This window comes from Pseudomonas sp. PS01300, assembly GCF_029960155.1.
GTDB lineage: Bacteria > Pseudomonadota > Gammaproteobacteria > Pseudomonadales > Pseudomonadaceae > Aquipseudomonas > Aquipseudomonas palmensis.
In genome coordinates this window covers 13,002-32,907 of record NZ_JASCPN010000010.1, presented here as the reverse complement: position 1 = coordinate 32,907, position 19,906 = coordinate 13,002, and the positions used below count along the sequence as shown (strand labels likewise).

At 54.7% G+C, this 19,906-nt stretch carries 11 protein-coding genes and 1 pseudogene; 2 read left to right on the top strand and 10 right to left on the bottom strand.

Annotated features, from left to right (window positions below; translation table 11 throughout):
* Positions 1-154: 154 nt before the first annotated feature.
* A pseudogene (locus tag QMX96_RS08090) lies at positions 155-1,354 on the top strand (IS256 family transposase).
* A gap of 225 nt (positions 1,355-1,579) precedes the next feature.
* Here the strand turns inward: QMX96_RS08090 and QMX96_RS08085 are convergent.
* The 8 genes from QMX96_RS08085 to QMX96_RS08050 all read right to left on the bottom strand — a co-directional run bounded on the left by QMX96_RS08085 (position 1,580) and on the right by QMX96_RS08050 (position 15,583).
* Positions 1,580-3,763 carry an acyltransferase family protein gene (locus QMX96_RS08085; protein ID WP_282361546.1) on the bottom strand — a complete coding sequence of 728 codons (2,184 nt, stop codon included), beginning with the start codon at positions 3,761-3,763 and terminating at the stop codon, positions 1,580-1,582.
* Positions 3,764-3,836: 73 nt separating this feature from the next.
* A complete protein-coding gene (locus tag QMX96_RS08080; RefSeq protein WP_282361545.1) occupies positions 3,837-7,565 on the bottom strand; it encodes a glycosyltransferase in 3,729 nt (1,242 codons plus the stop codon).
* Positions 7,558-8,781: an ABC transporter ATP-binding protein gene (locus tag QMX96_RS08075; RefSeq protein WP_282361544.1), complete on the bottom strand. Its 1,224-nt coding sequence runs from the start codon at positions 8,779-8,781 to the stop codon at positions 7,558-7,560. Before QMX96_RS08075 ends, QMX96_RS08080 begins: the two co-directional genes overlap by 8 nt.
* The gene (locus QMX96_RS08070; protein ID WP_282361617.1) at positions 8,778-9,581 is read right to left on the bottom strand and encodes an ABC transporter permease; all 804 of its coding nucleotides are present in this window, start codon (positions 9,579-9,581) and stop codon (positions 8,778-8,780) included. The genes QMX96_RS08075 and QMX96_RS08070 overlap by 4 nt, the downstream gene beginning before the upstream one ends.
* A 469-nt stretch (positions 9,582-10,050) precedes the next feature.
* Positions 10,051-11,097 carry a GDP-mannose 4,6-dehydratase gene (gene gmd / locus QMX96_RS08065; protein WP_282361543.1) on the bottom strand — a complete coding sequence of 349 codons (1,047 nt, stop codon included), beginning with the start codon at positions 11,095-11,097 and terminating at the stop codon, positions 10,051-10,053.
* 31 nt (positions 11,098-11,128) lie between these two features.
* Positions 11,129-12,508 (bottom strand): TolC family outer membrane protein, encoded by a 1,380-nt coding sequence (locus QMX96_RS08060; RefSeq protein WP_282361541.1) that lies wholly within the window; start codon positions 12,506-12,508, stop codon positions 11,129-11,131.
* Entirely contained in the window at positions 12,505-13,833 is a 1,329-nt protein-coding gene (locus QMX96_RS08055) for an HlyD family type I secretion periplasmic adaptor subunit (RefSeq protein WP_282361540.1), read from the bottom strand. The genes QMX96_RS08060 and QMX96_RS08055 overlap by 4 nt, the downstream gene beginning before the upstream one ends.
* 13 nt (positions 13,834-13,846) lie before the next feature.
* Positions 13,847-15,583, bottom strand: coding sequence for a type I secretion system permease/ATPase (locus QMX96_RS08050; protein ID WP_282361539.1), 1,737 nt, complete (start codon positions 15,581-15,583; stop codon positions 13,847-13,849).
* A gap of 234 nt (positions 15,584-15,817) precedes the next feature.
* Here QMX96_RS08050 and QMX96_RS08045 point away from each other — a divergent pair, with 234 nt between their 5' ends.
* Positions 15,818-16,927, top strand: coding sequence for a glycosyltransferase family 4 protein (locus QMX96_RS08045; RefSeq protein ID WP_282361616.1), 1,110 nt, complete (start codon positions 15,818-15,820; stop codon positions 16,925-16,927).
* 549 nt (positions 16,928-17,476) lie between these two features.
* On the opposite strand, the gene QMX96_RS08040 is transcribed toward QMX96_RS08045, so the two are convergent.
* Positions 17,477-18,682: an integrase arm-type DNA-binding domain-containing protein gene (locus QMX96_RS08040; RefSeq protein ID WP_282361538.1), complete on the bottom strand. Its 1,206-nt coding sequence runs from the start codon at positions 18,680-18,682 to the stop codon at positions 17,477-17,479.
* Between the two features lie 399 nt (positions 18,683-19,081).
* Positions 19,082-19,792, bottom strand: coding sequence for an XRE family transcriptional regulator (locus tag QMX96_RS08035; protein WP_282361537.1), 711 nt, complete (start codon positions 19,790-19,792; stop codon positions 19,082-19,084).
* Between the last annotated feature and the right edge of the window lie 114 nt (positions 19,793-19,906).

Below are 19,906 nucleotides of genomic sequence, written 5' to 3'. Positions count from 1 at the left end.
CCTATGCTACCGAGTGGGTCCCGGGAACTGGTGTAACTGAACCAGCCGAAGGCGCCCTGCGAGCGAAAGAGGATGGTCATCGTGGTTCTTGGCTAACGTTGAGTTTCGGAATTAACCTTCATCAGAGAAACCACGATCCAAGCCCACTGTCGCATTGACCGAGTTGGTTGAGAAAGGGACAGATGCGGAGCTGCTCAAGCAAATGGTTCAGTTCGTTGCCCGGCGCATGATGGAGTTCGACGTCGAAGGCCTGTGCTGTGCCGGCTTCGAGGTCAAAAGCCCAGACCGGACAAACAGCCGAGATGGCCACTGTGACCGCCCGTGGCCAACCCGCGCCAGCCACGTCGACCTGAAAATCTGCCAGCTGCACCAGGGCAGTTACTTTCCGGGCTTCCTTGAGCCTCGACGCACAGCTGAGAAGTCCATGGCTGCATACATTCAGGAGGCCTGCATTCAAGGCGTTTCTAAACAAGCTCGGTGGAAGAGCTGGTCAAGGCGATGGGCATGACCGGCATTGCCAAAAGCCAAATGTCAGGCCTGGCAGGCGAGATCGATGAACGCATTCACGCTTTCCTTGATCGCCCGCTTGAAGGCGACTTGCGCTACCTCTGGATCATACCACTAGGTCAAGGTGCGGGAGGCCGGGCGCATCGTCTCGGTTGCCGTAAGAATTGCCGTCGCCCTAAACACTGACGATGGTCGCGAAGTCCTGGGCATGCGGGCTGGCCCGTTTGAAGCCGAACCGTTCTGGGCAGACTACCTGCGTAGCCTCATGCGCCGAGGCTTGAGAGGCGTGAAGCTTGTCATTTCCGGTGCTCACGAAGGCGTGAAGCGAGCTGTTTCCTAAGTCTTCAATGCGACCCGACAGCGCTGTCCCGTGCTTTTCCTGCGCAACGCCATGGCCCACGTCGGCCACGGCCAGCGCACCATGGTGGCGGCGCTGCTGCGCTCGGTCTTCGCCCAGGACAGCCGTGCCGAACGCCATCGGCAATGGCGCTTGGTCGCTGATCAGTTGCAAGAGAGGTACTCCAAAATCGCAACGTTCATGGACGGCTGCGAGGAGGAGGTACTGGCGCACTTGGCGTTTCCCAAGACGCACCGGCAGCAGTGGGGCAGCACTAACACGCTTGAACGGCTCAATGCTGAAATCAAACGCCGCACCGATGTTGTGGGGATTTTCCCCAGCGATCCGGCCATCACGCGGCTAGTCGGGGCGATGCTGCTGGAACAGAACGACGAGAGGTGCCTGCAAAGACGTTACATGCAGTTGAAGGCCTTCGAGGCGGTCAACGATAACCCACAAGCCAAGCTGTCAGCCGTGATTAAACGGCGAACTCAGTGGCCAGAGCCATGATGAGTTATACCCCTTCCCGGTACATGATCAATGCTACCGGTCCACAGCCGGTGCCTAAAGCCGAAACTCAGATTATTCCCTTTTTTGAATTCTTTGCAGTGACTGCATGCAGCATACCGTTTAATTGTAGAGCCACGAAGCAGCCACTTGGACATCACGCCAACTCTAGCGGATCGGGTAGCCATCTGACAATGATGGATGGTGATTTTCCACGTAAGGGGTGCGTTAAGATGCTCCCGAGGGAGCAAGGCGGATTTCCATGAAATCTGTAAAAGAATGCAGTAGGAACATATTGCCATTTCCGCTTAAATGATCGCCATCAAGGAACAGAGGCTTGCCGTCGCGGTATGCGTTACATTCCCTACCGGGGCACAATACCGGGAACGGGTCCCATACGGATGACCCGGGGAGCTGATTAATCATCTTTGCGTATGATTGTAGTACTGGTTTACGGAAGCCCTCTAAGAGGTCCCGGGAAACGTTGAAACCTGGTCGGCAAATGGGATTGTCGTGGTTGAACCAGTCGGCGCAGCGGAATGGCGGGGCCCTGAACAGTGGCTTAGGTCCTTCAAAGACGATTTGTACGCCGTTTTCAGCGAATGTTTTGAGTGTAGCAACGGCGTCAATGACCGCGCGTTCTCGTCCTGCATCAGCCTCTGCCCCAAACATCTGAGCATTTGCTTCCGCATCATCAAATGTTGCCCATTGGTCCGAGAGGCGAGCCAGACGCAAGGAGGCCAGGAACAAAACATCCCCTGGCTTGAGTCTCTCGCGCAGGTCTTCAAGGGAGGCTTTGGCATATTGCTGGCACTGCGCATTGTCATTTTCGCGGAAAGGCTGAAGGCTGACGAACGGGCAGCCGCCATTGTTATATGCGAATATCTGCACATTATTGCGAATGGCATACTGCTTGAACAGGCCCTCGTAGGCGAGGGCATGGGAATCGCCGATGACATAAAGACTGCGGGGTCTAAGTGGGCGCGGTGTTGCACAATTGTACGGTTTGTAGATCATCATCAGGCCGCCGCCTACTGTGTGATATTCCGGTTCAGCAAGACAGCCTGGATGGTCGGCGCTGTAATACGGCCCATGGGGATACCACTCGTCTTGGTTCTTGCTCAAGGTGCTGAGGGAGATTTGGTGAAGGTGCACCGACAGTTGGTTTGCTCCCCACCAGCTACCACCGATGCAACCCATGCCGAGCAAGATGATGGCTATTTGGGGCAAGCGCCGCAGGCTAAGTGCGTGGCGTATCGGATTTTCGATCAGGGTATACGAAGCAATGGCCAGAATGAACGCCACGATAGCTGCTAGTGCTCGCAAGAGTGGAGTATCGAGGCCTACGGTCCAACGGAAAAATACGAATACCGGCCAGTGCCAGAGATAAAGAGAGTAGGAAATTCGGCCGATGTAAACGAGATATGGGTTGCCCAGCAATTTGTGCAGACGCTTAAGCTGCTGGTGGCGATGCAAGAAGTAAATTACTCCCAGGGTTCCGGCAACGGCAGGCACAGCGCCGGGGAAAGGGAAGTGAGTAGACGAGGAGAAAATCAGTCCACAAAGCAGTAACAGCAGGGACAGTGCACCGAGCACGCCACGTCGCGGGTTCGGTGTTACGGTGTCCTGTGCTGGGTTTTGTTGCGTAAGCTGGAACAGTAGGACTCCTGCGGCTAGTTCCCAGAAGCGGCTAAGGGGCAAGAAGTAAGCTTCTGTAGGGCTTGCGCTGCTCTGCCAGGCGGCAAAAGCTAATGATGCGAGCCCGGCAGACACAAATAAGGCGATGGATAATATACGCCCTCTACGGCTGCTTAGCCAAGCCAGGAACAGGAAAGGAAATACCAAGTAAAACTGTTCTTCGACGGCCAAGGACCAAGTGTGGGTGTAGGGGTTGTATTCAGTAGTCGGGGCAAAGTAGTCACGGCCCGTCTGGGCCAAGATGAAGTTGCTCAGTCCAAAAAACGCATATAGCCCCGTTTTTTGGTTTACTGCACTGAGCCACGACGCCGGCACAAATAAGGCCGTGACATATGCCGTAACTAGAAGGCAGACAATTAGGGCAGGGAAGATTCGCTTGATGCGGCGAGCGTAAAAATACGATAAAAACTGCATCAGGCCATGCCCCCGAAAACTTGCTATAGAGGCACTTACTACAAATCCGGAGATGACGAAGAATACATCCACTCCCACGAACCCACCTGGCAGCCAAGGTCCGTGCAGGTGGTAGAGAAAGACGGCGAGAACGGCAAGCGCGCGCAAGCCGTCGATATAGGGGTAGTAATTGGTTCGCGCTACGGACGCTAAGGGTGGAAGGCTCACGCTTGAGGCTCTCGCAAAATATCGAAAAATAGCCAAATTCTGGAGTGCACACAAGCTATCCTGTCTCGGATTTACCAAGATGGGGGCAACCATTTGTGGTATCCATTGGCCTTGGAACATTGAAGTCATTGGACTACCGCAGCCATTCAGGCTGCGGCTGGCTGGATCATTCCTCCGACCTACGGTTAAGCAGCAGGCTGTGGAGATTGTCAGCGCTCTGCTGCCAGGTGAGCCAGGGCATGCCTTTGGAGGATGGCTGGAAGCCTTTTTGTATCCAATGAGCAATTGCATCGGCCAGTTGCTGGGGTTCTTCCGCAGTGAAATAACAAGCATGCTCACCTGCTACTTCTCGGAATACCGGAATGTCTCGTGCCAGAATTGGTAGCCCGTTCTGCGCGGCTTCGATCAAGGGTAGGCCAAAGCCCTCATCTTCCGACGCTGCTAGCAGTCCATCGGCCTGCGCATAGATGCGTTCAAGAAACTCATCAGACGGTCCGTCAAGCCACAATAGCCGCCGTCCGTTCTCCGGATGTTGGACAAGCCGTTCCAGCAATTGGGGAATGTTGCGCTGCTGGTCGATGGGCAAATGTTGCCAGCCTGCCCGTCCGACGATCACCAAGTTGACGTCCATGCCTTGCTGCCAGAGTAAGCGGAATGCTTCCACACTCTGCAAATAGCCTTTGCGTGGTTCCAGTGTGCCGACCATCAAAACTGTCGGGCGCTGTGCCATGACAGTCAATAGTTCTTGTGCATTGTCGGGCAATCCCATGCTGGGTGCTGAATTGGCCAAATCCGCGCCATGGTGTGAGTAATTGAAAGTGTAATCGGCGGCGCGTTGCGGTAGGGTTTCCTTGACCCACTTGCGAAACTCCCCGGCCACTGTCTTGGTAACACATACAGCGCCATCGAACATAGCTACATGCAACAACCATTCGGTAAAGTGCCTGTTGCTCTGAGGTGGGAAAAGTTCAGGGCGGGTCACGGGCAGCACATCGTGGATAAGCACCTGGCAGTTGACGCCCCTCTCCTGCATCGTCCTGAACAAGCCAGACTGGCTAGCCTGAGTCAGCTGATTGCCCGAAATATCCAAGGCGATTAATTGGTCACCGGGGCCGTAATCGATTGCTTGATCGATTAAGACGTTTGGCAGATTTAGTAAACGACTGGTAAAAGCATTAGCATATCGATAATGCCAATGCCCGCCCGTATTGGACAAATAGACAGTCTCAACCCGTACTCCTACGGGGGGGCTTTTGAGCAGCGCAAGCGTTAACGCCTTGGCTACGCGCTCAATACCGCTGTGACGATCTAGGGCACAGGTGCCGCTGATGTCCAGCAGCAGCTGGCGTGGACGTAGCGGATCGCTCGTGCCTTGAAGCAGATTTTCCACAAGAGCGAGCATCCCGTCAGTCGCCTCCGGCGTCAGCGACGCTGCCAGCACAGCCTCCCGCAGCTCCTGTCTGCGCCCTCGATCTTGCCGAACATATTCCTCGATAGCAGTGTGATACAGCGCCGCGCAATGTGCTGGCGTATGTTGACGCTCGATATGCTCGCGAGCACGCAGCCCCAATGCCGTGCGTGCTACATCATCGTGCCGCAGGTGCTGCAAGGCTTCTGTCAGCTGCTCAACCTCAAACTGATCGGGCAGACAGTAGACTGCTTGATTCGGCAAGTCGGCCATGCTGCCGTTGGCATTGACGATAGTTGCCAGGCAATGATTCATGCAGTCGAGTACTGCAGCAGACGTTTCCCCGCGCGAAAGACGGCGCAGTTGAACGGCCAGGTCGGCTGCAAATAGGTAATTCTTAAAGGTAGAGGTGTCCGCCCATCCCGTTACTGTAATCCGCGATCTCGCACCCTTGTTGGCAAGCAGTTTGCGTAACTGCTTACAGTATTCGTCAGCACCCAGTTCCCCCACGAACACCAACTGGCAGCGCTCATCGTTGGCTAGGTCCGATTGGAGCCAGGCATTGATCAGCGTGTCGTTGAGCTTAGTTTCTCCGAGCATACCGAAACTACAGACGACGAACGCATCGTCAGCCACGCCCAAAGTTCTACGGGCAATATTCCGAGCATCGTCGCCTACGTTTGCCAGCTCGCGCAGCAGCGGAATCTGCGCCCAATCCGAAGCCGCCTGTGGGCCGTACCATTGCTCAGCCAGCCGTAAAGATACGGCTGAGTGCACGATCACACCTTGAGCTTTCTCAAGGATGCTGCGGTTGAATGGATATCGCATCGCAACCTGGCGTTCATCGTTCTGCGCTTCAATCAGCGCACAGTAGCCATGGCTGTAGTAGAGCTCACGCATCTTGAGGCTGTCGAAACCAGGCTGTCCAGCCATCGACCAGATCAGCCCACTGAGGTAGAAATCGTGCAGAACGATGATACCGGGAACTTCTTCGAGCAATTCGACCATGTAGCAATGCCAAGGCGAGTTGCCGAAGTGATAAAGCACGGCGTGATAGTCTGCGGCGTGCTGGCGCAGCCAGGAGTCATCGCGCAGTTGAAAACGAGGCTCCAGGCTATGGGGTGAACCTGTGTTGGCCACGATGACATCAATGTCGTAGTACTTAGCCAGGGCTGGCAGCAGCTCGGCGCTGTAGTCGGCAATCCCTGTACGGTCCGGTGGTATTGGAGAAACAAAGGCTAGACGAGGTCTTCCATGCGGCTGGAGTTCAGCCAAAGGGGCGCGAGGCTCCAGTGCCCGATGCAATTGTTTGCTCAGGTACAGAACACGAGGCGAGTAACCGGTCAGCAGCTCAGACTGGGCAGGTTGGCTCATGCGGCTGAGCGCGCGGCTTGCCTGGCGTAGGTATGTTTCAAGTCCAGGGACCGCCTTTATAGCTCTATTTAGAGCGAGAAACAGTTTCGGTCTGCGACCTATATACCCGCGCGCTGCAAGCAAAGGCGCGACCAGCATCCGCTTAAGGTGATCGCGGTCCCTATGACGCAGGATATCAGCAAGCTCCCGCATTGGACGGGTGATGCGCCAGGACCGGCTTCGGTAGATTCGTTGCAATTCAGCGTCGACTTTTTCAGCGCGCTCGATGTTGGTATTGCAGAGCTTGGTCAGGTGATCGGTACGTTCGCCTAGGGAGCGAATCAAATTATCGATGTACTCAGCTTGGGCACTGAATTGCTGTTGAATAATTTGATCGTGACGCTGGGCAAGCGTAGCTAGATCCAAACCATAACTATCGGCGAACAGTTTGGCAAAGGCATCCTGCTTCCCTGCCTCTGGCAAGCACTTGCGTGCGACGATCGCATAGTCGGGGCTCACACCGTACAAAACCTGCCAGAGGCCAATGTGAGCTTCTTGGGCTTGTAGCTGTGGGTCATCCTGGAGCCGCACAATCTTGCTCTGCGCAAAACCGGAGTACTGGCAGAAAAAATCCAGGAAAAGTGCAGGTACCGGACGCTGATGTGTAGGGTCCAGATAAAAATTCGTAGTCCCTACAATCAAGTTTTCAGCATTTGGTGTTTCCAGGATCAACAGCCCGTCCTGACTCAGCGTGCGATGTGCCTCTTTTAGCAGGGCTCGGAGATAATCGAACGTCAGATGCTCAACGACGTGAAATGCCGAGATCAAGTCGAGGCTCCCCTCTGGGAGCGCCTGTAGCGCCTCCAGCGCATCGTGATTACGTGCGTTCAAACCGCGGTTGTGACAGGCCTCGAGCATCGAGTTGTCGAGGTCGACACCTTGCGCGTCTACGCCATATTCTGTGAGGAGTTGCAGCCACTCGCCGCGGCCGCAACCGATATCGAATGCTTTAGGGTTAGGTTTGGTTTGCCGCAGGGCAGCAATGAAGGGGCTGTAGCCCTCAAGGCGCGAACGAATTATTTCACGGGAGGCTCGGAAGCGCTCCTCCAGTGCACGATAGAAATCATCACTCATATTGTTGACTGCTCTCCAGTTGCGCATCCAACCAAACAACTCCGGCGAACTCAGTTTGGCTATGGTTAACGATTTCGAACATTAAAGCTCGTTCTTGCCAGGCGTAGTTGCGTTCAACATGGCCGGCGAAACTATGCAGTGCCAAGGTTATAGAATAAGTACCGGGTCCGATGTTGGCAGGGAACATAAAGGACCATGACAGTTTGGCGCCGGCCTTGATGTTGTAGAAAACCTTGTCTAGTAGACGCGTGTTGGTGCCGAACACGTCTTGACCGTAGCGGTCCTTAATCAGGAAGCCAAGAACGAGATCTGGAAGGTCTGTGTGAGCATGGGCTAAAACGGTCAGGTGGACCATTTGGCCAACATCGATAATCTCAACAGGCTTACCTTGAGCGTTGCACAGATGATATTGGGTGAATCGAATATCACCTGTCCCTGAAAGCAACGCGCCATTGCTCTGGGGGTTGGCGATGATCTGTTGATCTTGGTGGGCGGCCAAGAGAGCATTATAATAGTCCATGACAGCATTCGGCTCACCCTCCATCTTAACTGTCCCACCGTCCAGAAGAATTGCCCGGCTGCAGATACTCTGGATGGCTTGTTTGTCATGGCTTACCAACAGTAAAGTGGTGCCTTGGCGCGTAAATTGACGAATACGGTCAAAGCTTTTATGTTGGAAGTAGGCGTCACCCACAGACAATGCTTCATCAACAATGAGAATTTCCGGGCGTTGCGCTGTAGCTATGGCAAAAGCCAAACGCGCCTGCATGCCACTGGAGTAAACTCGGACGGGCAACTCGAAGTAGTCACCAATTTCTGAGAAGGCATGAATCGCATCAATGACACCATCGATTTGCTGTTGAGAAAATCCCATCAGACCAGCCACATGATAAACGTTCTGTCGCCCGGTCAGATCGGGATGAAACCCCATGCCCAGTTCAAGAATAGCTGCCACACGGCCATTAAGCTGGACGTGTCCCTTGCTGGGCTTTAGCGTGCCGGTGATAATCTTCAGTAGCGTGCTCTTGCCGGCGCCATTGAGGCCAATGAGGCCGACTGCCTCGCCGGGCTGCAAGGCAAAGGAGATGTCATGCAAAACCCATTTGTGCTGAACTGAGGGCACCGATAAACCTAGCCACGAGAGCAATCGATGAATTTCACGCGGATACTGATTGAAGGATTTGCCAATACCCTCAACGCTCAAGGCTGTTGTCATAAAACATCCACTACTTCATCAATTGCACGTCGATAGAGAAACACCGCGAATAGCAGAGCTACCCCTTCAAAGATCATCGGGTAGAGCAGTATCCAAAAATCAGGAGGGTTGCGATACACCAGAATGCTTTGATAAGCTTGGACGATTCCACTCATGGGGTTCAAATAAATGTAATGGCGGTACTGCTCGGGGATTAAATCGATATTGTAGACGATTGGTGTTAGCCAGAAACTAAATTGCAAGGTAATGCTTACGAGTTGTCCGATATCTCGGAAGAATACATTCAATACCCCGAGCGCCAAGCCAAGTCCGAGCGCAAGCCCTATCGTCAGAAGGGTTAGTACCGGTAGCCAGAGTAAGTGAAAGCTTGGTGCGTGACCCAGTAATGAAAAAATCAGCAGCACAGATGCAAGTAGTACAAGATTATTTAACAGGGCGCTCCCGCAGACAATCGTAGGCAGCGCGAGTCGTGGGAATACCATCTTTTTGAGCAAGTTACCATTTTCTATAAAGACATTTAGGCAGCGCCCGAGTATTTCGGCAAACAAGCTCCAAGCCAGAATTCCCGCTGTGAGGTAGATGGGATACGCATAGGTATTGTTCAGGCCCGGTAGTTTGGCGGCCATAATCACGGAAAGCACGAATGCATAAATCACAACTTGGGCAAGAGGATATATTACAATCCACACGAGGCCGAGGCGGCTGCGTACCACGCGGGTGATGAACTCATTCCTGATCGAGTTCTTGATGAAGTGGCGAGCATGCCATAATTCGAGAATAGATGTATTCAAGCGAGACATTCCTAATGTGGGTCGCTGATACACAGCGTGGGGACGTCGTTGCTCTGGCATTGACAGTGTCCGGCGGCATCGCCTGATTCCAGGGCTTCATGGGTATATCGTTTTCTTGCAGTGCTGGAGCCCATGACCAAGGAGGCGGCGGCGATAGTCGTCATGAATTGACGGCCGGATCCGCTGCGACTCCAGGCAATTTCTCGTGTATGAGCCGCGCTAAGCGTAAAGGGGTCAAAAGCATAATGTCCAAAATGAATTCGCCAAGTGACGACTCGGTCAGTTTTGAGTCCTTAAGAATCGTAAGATTCTATCATCACCCAAAGGGTTGGGAAATGATAGGACTGAGCTAGCGCTGCTCCTCTGCTGAAACGCCGCCTACATCAATGCAGGGTGCCTGCAAGGCATCTGAACAGAATATATTAAGAGGCAATTAGGCGGTCGCGGTCCTGCTGATGCAGGTCCGCGACGAGGGATATCAGAATGAATAACCCGTTTGGGCGCGCTTGAGATCGGCGTCTACCATCAACTGGCACAATTGCTCAAGGGTCGTGCTGGGTTTCCAGCCTAGTTCACGGCGTGCTTTGTCTGCATCGCCGATCAAGAGGTCGACTTCGGCTGGACGATAGAATTTAGGATTGACGCGCACTACAGTCTTGCCGGTCTTGAGATCGATAGCATGCTCAGTGTTTTCCTTGCCTTTCCACTCCAGTGCAATGTCCACCGCTTTGAAAGCCATGGAAACGAAGTCGCGAACGGTTTCGGTACGATTGGTGGCTAGCACATAGGTGTCGGGCCGGTCGGCCTGCAGCATACGCCACATTCCTTCGACGTACTCCTTGGCGAAGCCCCAGTCGCGCTTGGCGTCCATGTTTCCCAATTCCAGTAGATCCTGTTTGCCAAGGTGAATTCGCGCGACGCCATCGGTAATCTTGCGAGTCACAAACTCCTTGCCGCGTAATGGGGATTCGTGATTGAACAGGATCCCGCTAGAGCCGAAGATGTCATAGGACTCGCGGTAGTTGATGGTCATCCAATGGGCATAGAGTTTAGCCACGCCATAGGGGCTGCGAGGATAGAACGGCGTAGACTCGATTTGTGGGGTGGCTTGGACCTTGCCAAACATCTCGGAAGTTGAGGCTTGATAAAAACGGATTTGGGGATTAACGATTCGGATGGCCTCCAGCAAGTTCAACGCGCCAAGGCCAGTGATTTCCCCAGTGGTGATTGGCTGGTCAAACGACACGCCGACGAAGCTTTGTGCGGCAAGGTTATATACCTCACACGGATCCGCTTTCTGCATAAGGCGTATACTTGCAGCTAGATCGGTGAGATCGTGCTCTATCAGCTCCAAGTTTTCATGATTCGTAACGCCGAGTTCGTCGAGTCGCCAGAAATTCACAGAACTGGTGCGGCGGTAGGTGCCGTAAACCTTGTATCCTTTTTCCAGCAACAGTTGAGTCAGATAGGCTCCATCCTGACCTGTTATACCGGTGATGATAGCTCTCTTATGGGTTGCATTCATTATAGATGTTCCGGTAAGGGACGGTTCACGTTTAAAGTTTTTGACTCAACCAGGCATTGACGCTTTCAACGCTCTCCGAAGAAAGCTTGCCGGCCCAGCGGTTGAGAATGAATAGGTTGGTGATGAAATCGTATTGTGTTTTAAGGAGGTCACGACGCACTGTGAACTCGTTCTGCGTCGCGGTTAGCACATCGACTGCGTTGACTACACCATAGGCAAAGGCTTTTTCCGCGGCTATACGTGATTTTTCGGCAGAGATTAGGGCGTTTCGGTTAGCGCGCAGCTTCACAGCGCTGGAGTCAGCGGTCAAATAGGCGTTCGTGGTTTCCTTAGTGACCTGGCGGCGTGTGGCGATCAGCTGTTGCTCCGTCGTCAGCTGGTCCTGATACAGGCCCCGAGCTCGCGCCGAAGTGGAGCCCCCACTGTAGATTGGAATCTGTAAGTTGACGCCCGCTACGTAACTGTCGGTACGGGGGGCAATAGCGTTATTGTAGCCTTCGTTGGTCTGCTGAGCGCCAAGATTTAGGCTCAAGGTAGGGTAGTGACCGCCTTTGCCACCGCGAACTGCTGCTTCTGCCGCTTCTAGCGCACTTTCGGCAGCTTTTACCTGCGGGTTCTTCGCCACCGCCGTTCGCACCCATTCTTCCAGGCTTTGGTTAGAGACCTGCAATTCCACGTCGTCGCGAACGCGACTCAGGCGCTCTTGTACCGGCCGGCCAATAATTTCCGAGAGCGCTTCGCGGCTTAGGCGCACCTGATTCTTGGCTTCCACCTCTTGGGCGGTCAGCGAATCGACGCGAGTCTGAAGATCAAGTTGGTCGGTAATTTTTGCCATCTGCTTGGCGAGCAGGGCATTGACTCGGTCGAGATTCTTTTGTGTGACACCCAGTTCTGCCTGCACTAGGCTCAGTTCATCGTCAGCGGCGAGCGCCGCAAAGTAACGCTGTGCCAAATCCACTGTGGCCTCCGCCTGCGCCTCTTCCGACTCGGATTCGGTTTGCTTGGCGAGGCTTTTGAATTTCTTCCAGTTCTCCCATGCCGACTTGTTGTAGAGGGCCTGGCTGAGGGAAATGCTGTAGCTCTCGCTACTGTAGGATTGGCGGATCAATGAGTTGCTTTGAGTAATTCGATTCTTACCCGCGTTCATTTGAACCTGAGGCAGCAAGCCACCGAGAGCTTCGCGTTGCTGCTCCTTACTCGACTGAGCTTTCGAGTAGGACGCCAGCACGCGTGGGTCTTCAAGGCGTGACTCACGGTAAAGCTGCATCAGGTCGGTCGCGTATGTTTTGATGCTGACACTCTCTGGCGGTGGTTTGGGGATGGAGGGCTCAGCGGTTTTGGGTTCGACAGCATGGGCTGGTATCGCCAGGACGCCGATCATGAAACAGGGAAACAAACGACGCACAATCACTCCTCAATCATCGACTGGGCAATCGCGTTACGTGCCGGCTGCAGGATATATTGAAGCATGGTGCGTTCACCGGTCTTGATCAGCACTTCGGCGGGCATTCCTGCCAACAGCTTGAGCTCGCGCTTATCAAGCTTCTGCATGCCTTCGGGCGTCACCTTGATACGCGCGAGGTAGTACGGCACGCCTGTTTTTTCGTTAGTCAGACGGTCGCCCGAAACGTTGATTACCTCCCCTTCGATCACTGGGGTGGTGGCGGTGTTGAAGGCGCTGAAGCGAATGTCTGACTTCCTGCCGATGGCGATGCGGTTGATATCATTCGTCGGCACCTCGGCTTCGACCACGAGGTCAGATACCGATGGCACAATATCGAGTAGCGGCGTGGCTGGCCGCACGGTACCACCCTCAGTATGCACGGTCATGCCGATAACCATGCCGTCTTCGGGCGAGCGAATGATGATGCGTTTGAGTCGGTCATCCAGTGCTGCAGTTCGCTCCTGCAGTTCATATACCTTGGTCTGGGTTTCTGCAAGCTGCTTGGAAATCTCAGACTGAAAGTCTTTGTTGATCTGCAAGATCTGCAGTTGGGTCTCGTTGATCTGCAGTCGGGTCTTGGTGATGGTCGAGCGGTGATCGGCCACTTCCGTATGCAACATGTCAAGCTTGCGTTGGGAGTCAAGCAGGCGTTGCTTGTCGACGAAGCCCTCCTTGAGTAATTCGTCGAGATCGCCGATTTCGCTGTTGTAGGATTTTTCCAGGTTGCCTTTGGTGTTGATCATGGACTCGGTGCCCTTGATCTGCTGATGCAATTGGCCTACGCGCTCCTGAAGCACCGCAATCTGGCCGAGGCGTGCACCGCGCCGGGCGTTGAACACTTGGATCTCGCCAGCTTCGGCCTCTTTGAGGCGGGGTGTACCGGCCTCAGGGAGTCTACTGAAGTCAATGGCGGGGAGATCGTCACGCTCTGCGACCAACCGGGCCTCCATGACTCTCGCTGCAACCAGCAGATTGTGGCTTACGTCACGCTCAGCGAGTAGCTGGGATTCATCTAGAACGATCAGTGGATCGCCTTTTTTGACCATATCGCCGTCATGCACCAGGACTTCTTTGACAATACCGCCTTCAAGGTGGGAGACGGTCTTGCGGTAGCTTTGCACGGTCACTACGCCAGGGGCATGCACCGCGCCATCAATTGGCGCCAAGGCAGCCCAGCCACCGAAGATGCCGAATACTACTAGGATGACGCCGTAGCCTAAGCGTCGGATCTTCAAGTCAGAAATTGGCAGATCCGCGAACGTGTCGGATTTAAAGCTCAAGGGGGGGGTCATTGGTTTTTACCTGTCACGCGATTGCCGGGCCTGTCGTTGTACTCTGCGCAGGTTTTTGCTGAGCAGCCAGCTGTTGTTTGTTCAGCTCTTCCATCACTTGGTCGCGAGGACCGTACATGCTGATGCCACCATTACTCATCACGAGCAGCCGATCCAACTGCGAGAGGATTGAAGTGCGGTGAGTAATGACGAAGATGGTCGAACCAGTACGCTTCATCTCCTGGATGGCCAGGGCGAGCGCGCGTTCGCCGACTTCGTCGAGGTTGGAGTTTGGCTCATCGAGCAGAATGAGTTTGGGTGAGCCGTACAAAGCACGAGCTAGGCCGATGCGCTGGCGTTGGCCGCCAGAGAGATTGACGCCTTCGCTGCCAATCACTGTGTCATAACCCTCGGATAGCTGTAGGATCATCTCATGTACGCCGGCGATCTTTGCTGCCTTGACTACCTCTTCGGCATTTATGTCAGCGAAGCGTGCAATATTCTCACTGATACTACCCTCGAATAGCTCAATGTCCTGTGGCAAGTACCCTAGATATGGACCTAATTCTTCCTTGTTCCAGTTGCTAATATCTGCACCGTCAAGACGTACCACCCCATGCTGTGGCTGCCACACACCCATCAGTGCGCGGGCGAGTGTCGACTTGCCCGAGGCGCTTGGGCCGATGATACCCACGCAGGCGCCAGCCGGTACACTAAAGCCAACACCCCGGATGATCGGATTCTTATTACCTGGTGCGGCAACTACGAGATTTTCCACTAACACGTTGCCTTTTGGGGGGGGCAGGCTCATACGCTCCGGTTCTGCAAGTTGCTTGGCCAGTACCTCGTTCAGACGATCATACTGGGTACGTGCGGCGATGAAGCCCTTCCAGCTGCCGATGATCAGGTCGATCGGGGCAAGGGCGCGACCCAGCAGCACAGAGCCTGCAATGACTAGACCTGCGTTGATCTGGTGATCCACTGCAAGGTAGGCACCCAGGCCGAGAATCAGAGACTGGATCAGCATGCGGAAGGTCTTGGAAGTCGCGCTGATAGCACCACCTTTGTCACTGGCTGCGGATTGCAATTGCAGAACGACACGTTGACGACGACTCCAGCGCTCCATGAGCGTGCTGAGCATCCCCATAGACTCAATGACTTCGGCATTGCGCAGATTCTTGGTGGTGTAGAGCGTGGCACCTACATGTTGCTTGTTGGCCTCGCTTAGAGCGTTGCTGGTCACGCGTTCGTTAATGTATGCCAGCACCAACAGTACTAGGGCGCTGGCGATCGCCACCCAGCCGTACCAGGGGTGGAACATGAACATCACGGCGATGTAGATTGGCAGCCAAGGGGCATCGAAAAAAGCGAATAGCCCATTGCCGGTAAGAAACTGACGCAGGTTGGTCAAATCGTTGAGCGACTGCGCGGACGCATCCATACCGCCGCTTTCCAAGGCTCGACGAAAGCTCGCCTTGTATACATCTCGACTGAGCAGAACGTCAAGCTTGGTGCTGACCCGCACCATAATGCGCGAACGAATGAACTCCAGGGCTCCCATGGTGACCAACAGGATGGTCATGATAATGGTGAGCATCATCAGGGTAGTAAGATTGCCCCCCGTCACAACCCGTCCGTAGACCTGCAGCATATAAAATGTAGGAACCAGCATCAGGGCGTTGACGAAGAGGCTGAAGAAGCCAACCGAGAGGAAACTGGACTTGCAAGCCTTTAAGGCTGCCTGCAAGCTGTTTTCAGGAGTGCCGCGCATAGGTTTAGGGCTGCCATAGGGTAACTGATAGACAAGCGCACGAGCATAACATCTGCGGGCCTCATCTGAAATGAAAAGGTCTTCACAGTCCTGGTTGTCCGACCGGCAGAGTACTTTCCTCCATGCCTTGTCATAGGGCACAGTGCAGGGTTAGAGTCCCGGATTTCCCGACCTGGCCTGCAAAGACGACTCCGGACCTTTCCGCAACGTCTGGCTATCGTTAGTAGAAGGCACATCATGCGCGTCCTGCACTTCTTCAAAACCTACTACCCCGATACCGCTGGCGGCATCGAACAAGTGATCTACCAGCTCTGTCAAGGCACCTCTGCCTTGGGTGTGGAAAACCGCGTACTCACTCTGAGCCCCAACCCCGTACCGAAGCGAATCCAGGTTGATGACCATGAGGTTACGCGGGTCAGGGAGACATTCAACCTGGCGTCGACCGGTTTCTCAGCCAAGGCAATCGGGGAGTTCCGTCAGATGGTCAGTGGGGTCGACCTGGTGCATTACCACTTCCCCTGGCCCTTTATGGATCTCGTGCATTTCGCCAGTCGGGTCGGCAAGCCCGCAGTAGTGAGCTATCACTCCGACATCGTCAAGCAGAGGACCTTGCTCAAATTTTACGCACCGCTGATGCATCGCTTCCTTTCGAACATGCAACGGATTTTAGTAGCCTCGCCAAACTATCTAGAAAGCAGCGAAATCCTCTCGCATCATCGCGAACGGGCGACGGTCGTGCCCTATGGTCTCTGTGAGCAGACATATCCCCAGCCGACGGAAGAGCGTCTAGAGTATTGGCGCAACCGCATTCCTCAGAAGTTTTTCCTTTTTGTCGGCGTCCTGCGCTATTACAAAGGACTGGGAAGTTTGCTTGATGCCCTGGAAGGTGTTCACTATCCCCTAGTGATTTTGGGAGCAGGTCCAGAGGAGCAGGCCCTCAAAACGCAGGCGGAGCGCCTGAAACTGCGTAATGTCCTGTTCCTAGGTCAATTGGACGACATCGACAAGGTTTGCTTGCTGCAACTTTGCTATGCTTTCGCCTTTCCCTCAGGACTGCGGTCGGAAGCATTTGGTATGTCATTGCTTGAAGCTTCAATGCACGGCAAGCCGATGATCACCTGTGAAATCGGCACCGGCACTACCTTTGTAAATCTTCATGAGGTCACCGGATTGGTGGTATCCCCCAACTCGCCATGGCACCTACGCACTGCCATGCAGCGTCTATGGAACGACCCGGACGAAAGTCAGCGGTTCGGGCGGGCCGCTCGGGCTCGCTTTGACTCGCAATTTACTGCCCGGGCCATGTGTCGCAGCACAGTCGATATCTATCGACAGTTGCTGTGAAGTCAAGCGGTAAAGACCGATGCTCTGCAGCCGCAGAGCCCGATCCAGCTTCGTAGCGTTTGGGCGCAGGACATTCTCTCTGTTTGTGTCCGGCTTGATCTCCTTCGCAGCTAAAGCTGCGCAAGATGGCTTCATTTTCATCACGGTGATTTGCTTCGTGGTTTGTTCGCAGCCTATCGGCGAAACGATCAGGTCATAGTCCGACCGAGCACATAGGCAGCGACTTCTGTCCTGCGCCTGCGCTTCTCAGCGCCGGGGCGAAATCCAGCACGTCAGCGCTGTCAGCGTCTGTCAGTGTGGTGCCGTCGGCCGAAACGACTGCGCAAATATACATTCAGCCCAGGCTTCAGCAAGCAGACGCTTGCTCAGGCCAGAACGAGAATTTATGATCTTACCTTTGCTAGATGCTAGATAGGTTTACAGGAAGCCTGTGCTCATCAAGTATCGCTTTCACCAATGGGGGCGCATTATGTCAATCGACAGCTACCCCAGCTTGACAGCTGTGCGGCGGACATACGTTTATGAGCATCTATCTAGATTGTTGGATTATTACGCTGACGTCGAAGTCGCATATTTTGCCCAGGCGCTCATCAATTCTCGACGTTTGGCGAAGTAGTCTGAGCGAGAATATGCGCTTTCAGTTACACCTCGCTCGTCGTGAGCGAGCGCGAGTTCACAGACCTCTCGGGGAAATGCGGTGGTCTCCCCCGCCCAGTCACGGAATGTCGAGCGAAAGCCGTGGCGAGTAATGTGCCCATAACCCAAGTCATGTAACAGGTTACGAATGCCATTTGCGTGCATCACCCCACTACGTCCGTTGCCGGGAAAAAGGTACGGGCTTTGTCCTCTAGACTTTGTCATGGCGTTCACCAACGAGACGACCTCAGGCGCGAGTGGGATAGCGAATGGCTCACGCGTTTTCATCCGCTCAGCGGGCAAAGACCACCGACCCGACTCCAGATCGAATTCTTCCCAGCGAGCGAACCTCACCATGTGGCTACGGGCGCCGGTGAGGATCAATATTTGAGCAGCGATCGACGCAGAGGTGGGAATGGCATGTAGTACCTTTACGAGCGCCGGTAGCTCCTGCCACGGGAGTGCCGGGTGGTGAATACGCTTGCGGGCCTTCTTCTTCTCATGCCGACTAAGGAGGTTTTCCAAATGGCCGCGCCAGCGAGCAGGGTTTTCTCCGTCTCTCAGCCCTTTTGATCGCGCTGCATCTAGGATCTGCTCAATTTGCCCGCGTACTTCATCTGCTGTGCGTGTTTTCGTCGCCCAAATCGGTTGCAGGATCTTCAGAATCTGCTTGGTGTCGATCTCACTTGCCGAAAGCTCCCCGAGAAAGGGAAAGGCGTAAAGCTCTAGTTTTCGAAGCCACCCTTTGCGCCACTTCTCCGACCAACAGGCGCCATGAGCATCCCGGTAGTCGTTGGCGAGCGTCTTGAAGGTGATTTGCTTTGCTTGCTCGCGTCGTTCGAGCTCTTTCTTGGCAGCCTGCTCAGCTTGGCGTCTGGCAAGAGGGTCCGCACCTGATAGAAGCTGAATTCGATTTTCGAGCGCGGTAGCACGAGCTTTTTTCAAGTCAACCTGCGGATATCCGCCAAGTCCCATTTCCCTACGCTGGCCTTGGATCTGAAAGCGGAATACCCAGTTTTTTCGACCTGTGGTGGTTACAACGAGGCGCAGTCCATCGCCATCCTCGTAGGTGCCTGGTTTAGTCAGATGTTCGATAAACTTTGCGCTCAACCTGCCCATGCCGTCGTTCTCCCTGTTCGATTACACCCCTAACTGATCCCCCATCTGATCCCCCACTTTGACGTGGAAGTGGGTGGATGATAAAAGAACGCCTAGAGAGCAACATAGGCTGTAACCCCTGATTTAGCAAGGTTTCGGAGAGGTTCAGGAGATGAGTATGGCATACAGTGGAGTATTAAAAAGCCGGCTTGTGGCCGGCTTCTCGGGGACAGTCTTGGCTGACTTTTGGTAAGCCGCAACCGCCTTCAAATCGTGATCCGGCGCTGGGGCCGGGGGTGGCGGGGGCAGTGTGTGCCGCGCCACGCCCTCAGGATGCAAGGCTGCAACCGGGGCTTGAGTGCGGCACAGCATACTGGGAATGGATCGCAATGCCCAGCAAAAAAAACCGCTGCAACCGCTTTAGCGCGGGCGATCATCCCGCAGGTGAGCCCACCAGAACACCCACCCCAGTACCTCCAGACCCTGGTTGCGGATTTGCGACAGGCTGTAGGTTTCGCTCGGAAATTCGTCACCGTCATGGCTGTGCAGACGCAACGCGCCATTGGCCCGTTCGCTCAAGGTGTGCACCCGCAAGCGCCCGTTGTGCAGCAGCGCGTATATCTCGCCCTCGATCACGCGGGTCAGGCTGCGGTCTATCGCCAAGGTCGCGCCGTACTGCAGCAAGGGGTTCATGTTGTAGTCGGGCATGCTCACGCAAAACGCCTGCGCAGCATCGACCCCGAGGTTGTCCAGCGCACAGCGCGGCAAACGCAGGTGGCGGCCAGGGATTTCGGCAAACTGCCGGGGCTGCGCATGGTAGAAGGGCAGCAGCACGTCCTGCTCGCCATGCGCAGCGAACAGGCTGTGGTCCGGGGCCTGCAGCTCCTGCTCGCCACGGTTGCGGCTGACCCGCGGCAGCGGGTTGTGGTGCTTGGGGCCCTCGCCGGTGCGCAGCCAGCGAGGGCGTACGCACAGCAGCTCGGCAATCTCGTCCAGACGCGCCATGGGCACGCCGCGCTGGAACCAGTTGTTCACATGCTGCGGCGTCACCCCGCGCTGGGCGGCAAAGTCGGAAGCGGTCAGGTTGCACTCGCGCAGGAGCGCTTTCAAACGATCACCAGATGTATTCATGGTGATTGAGTTTAGTGAGGGAAAAGAAGGGTTTATATAAACATTGGGTTGAAGTGTTTCGCGGGCAAAAGCGGGGGTATTACAGGGGGTTCTGTTGGTGTTGTAGGAATAATC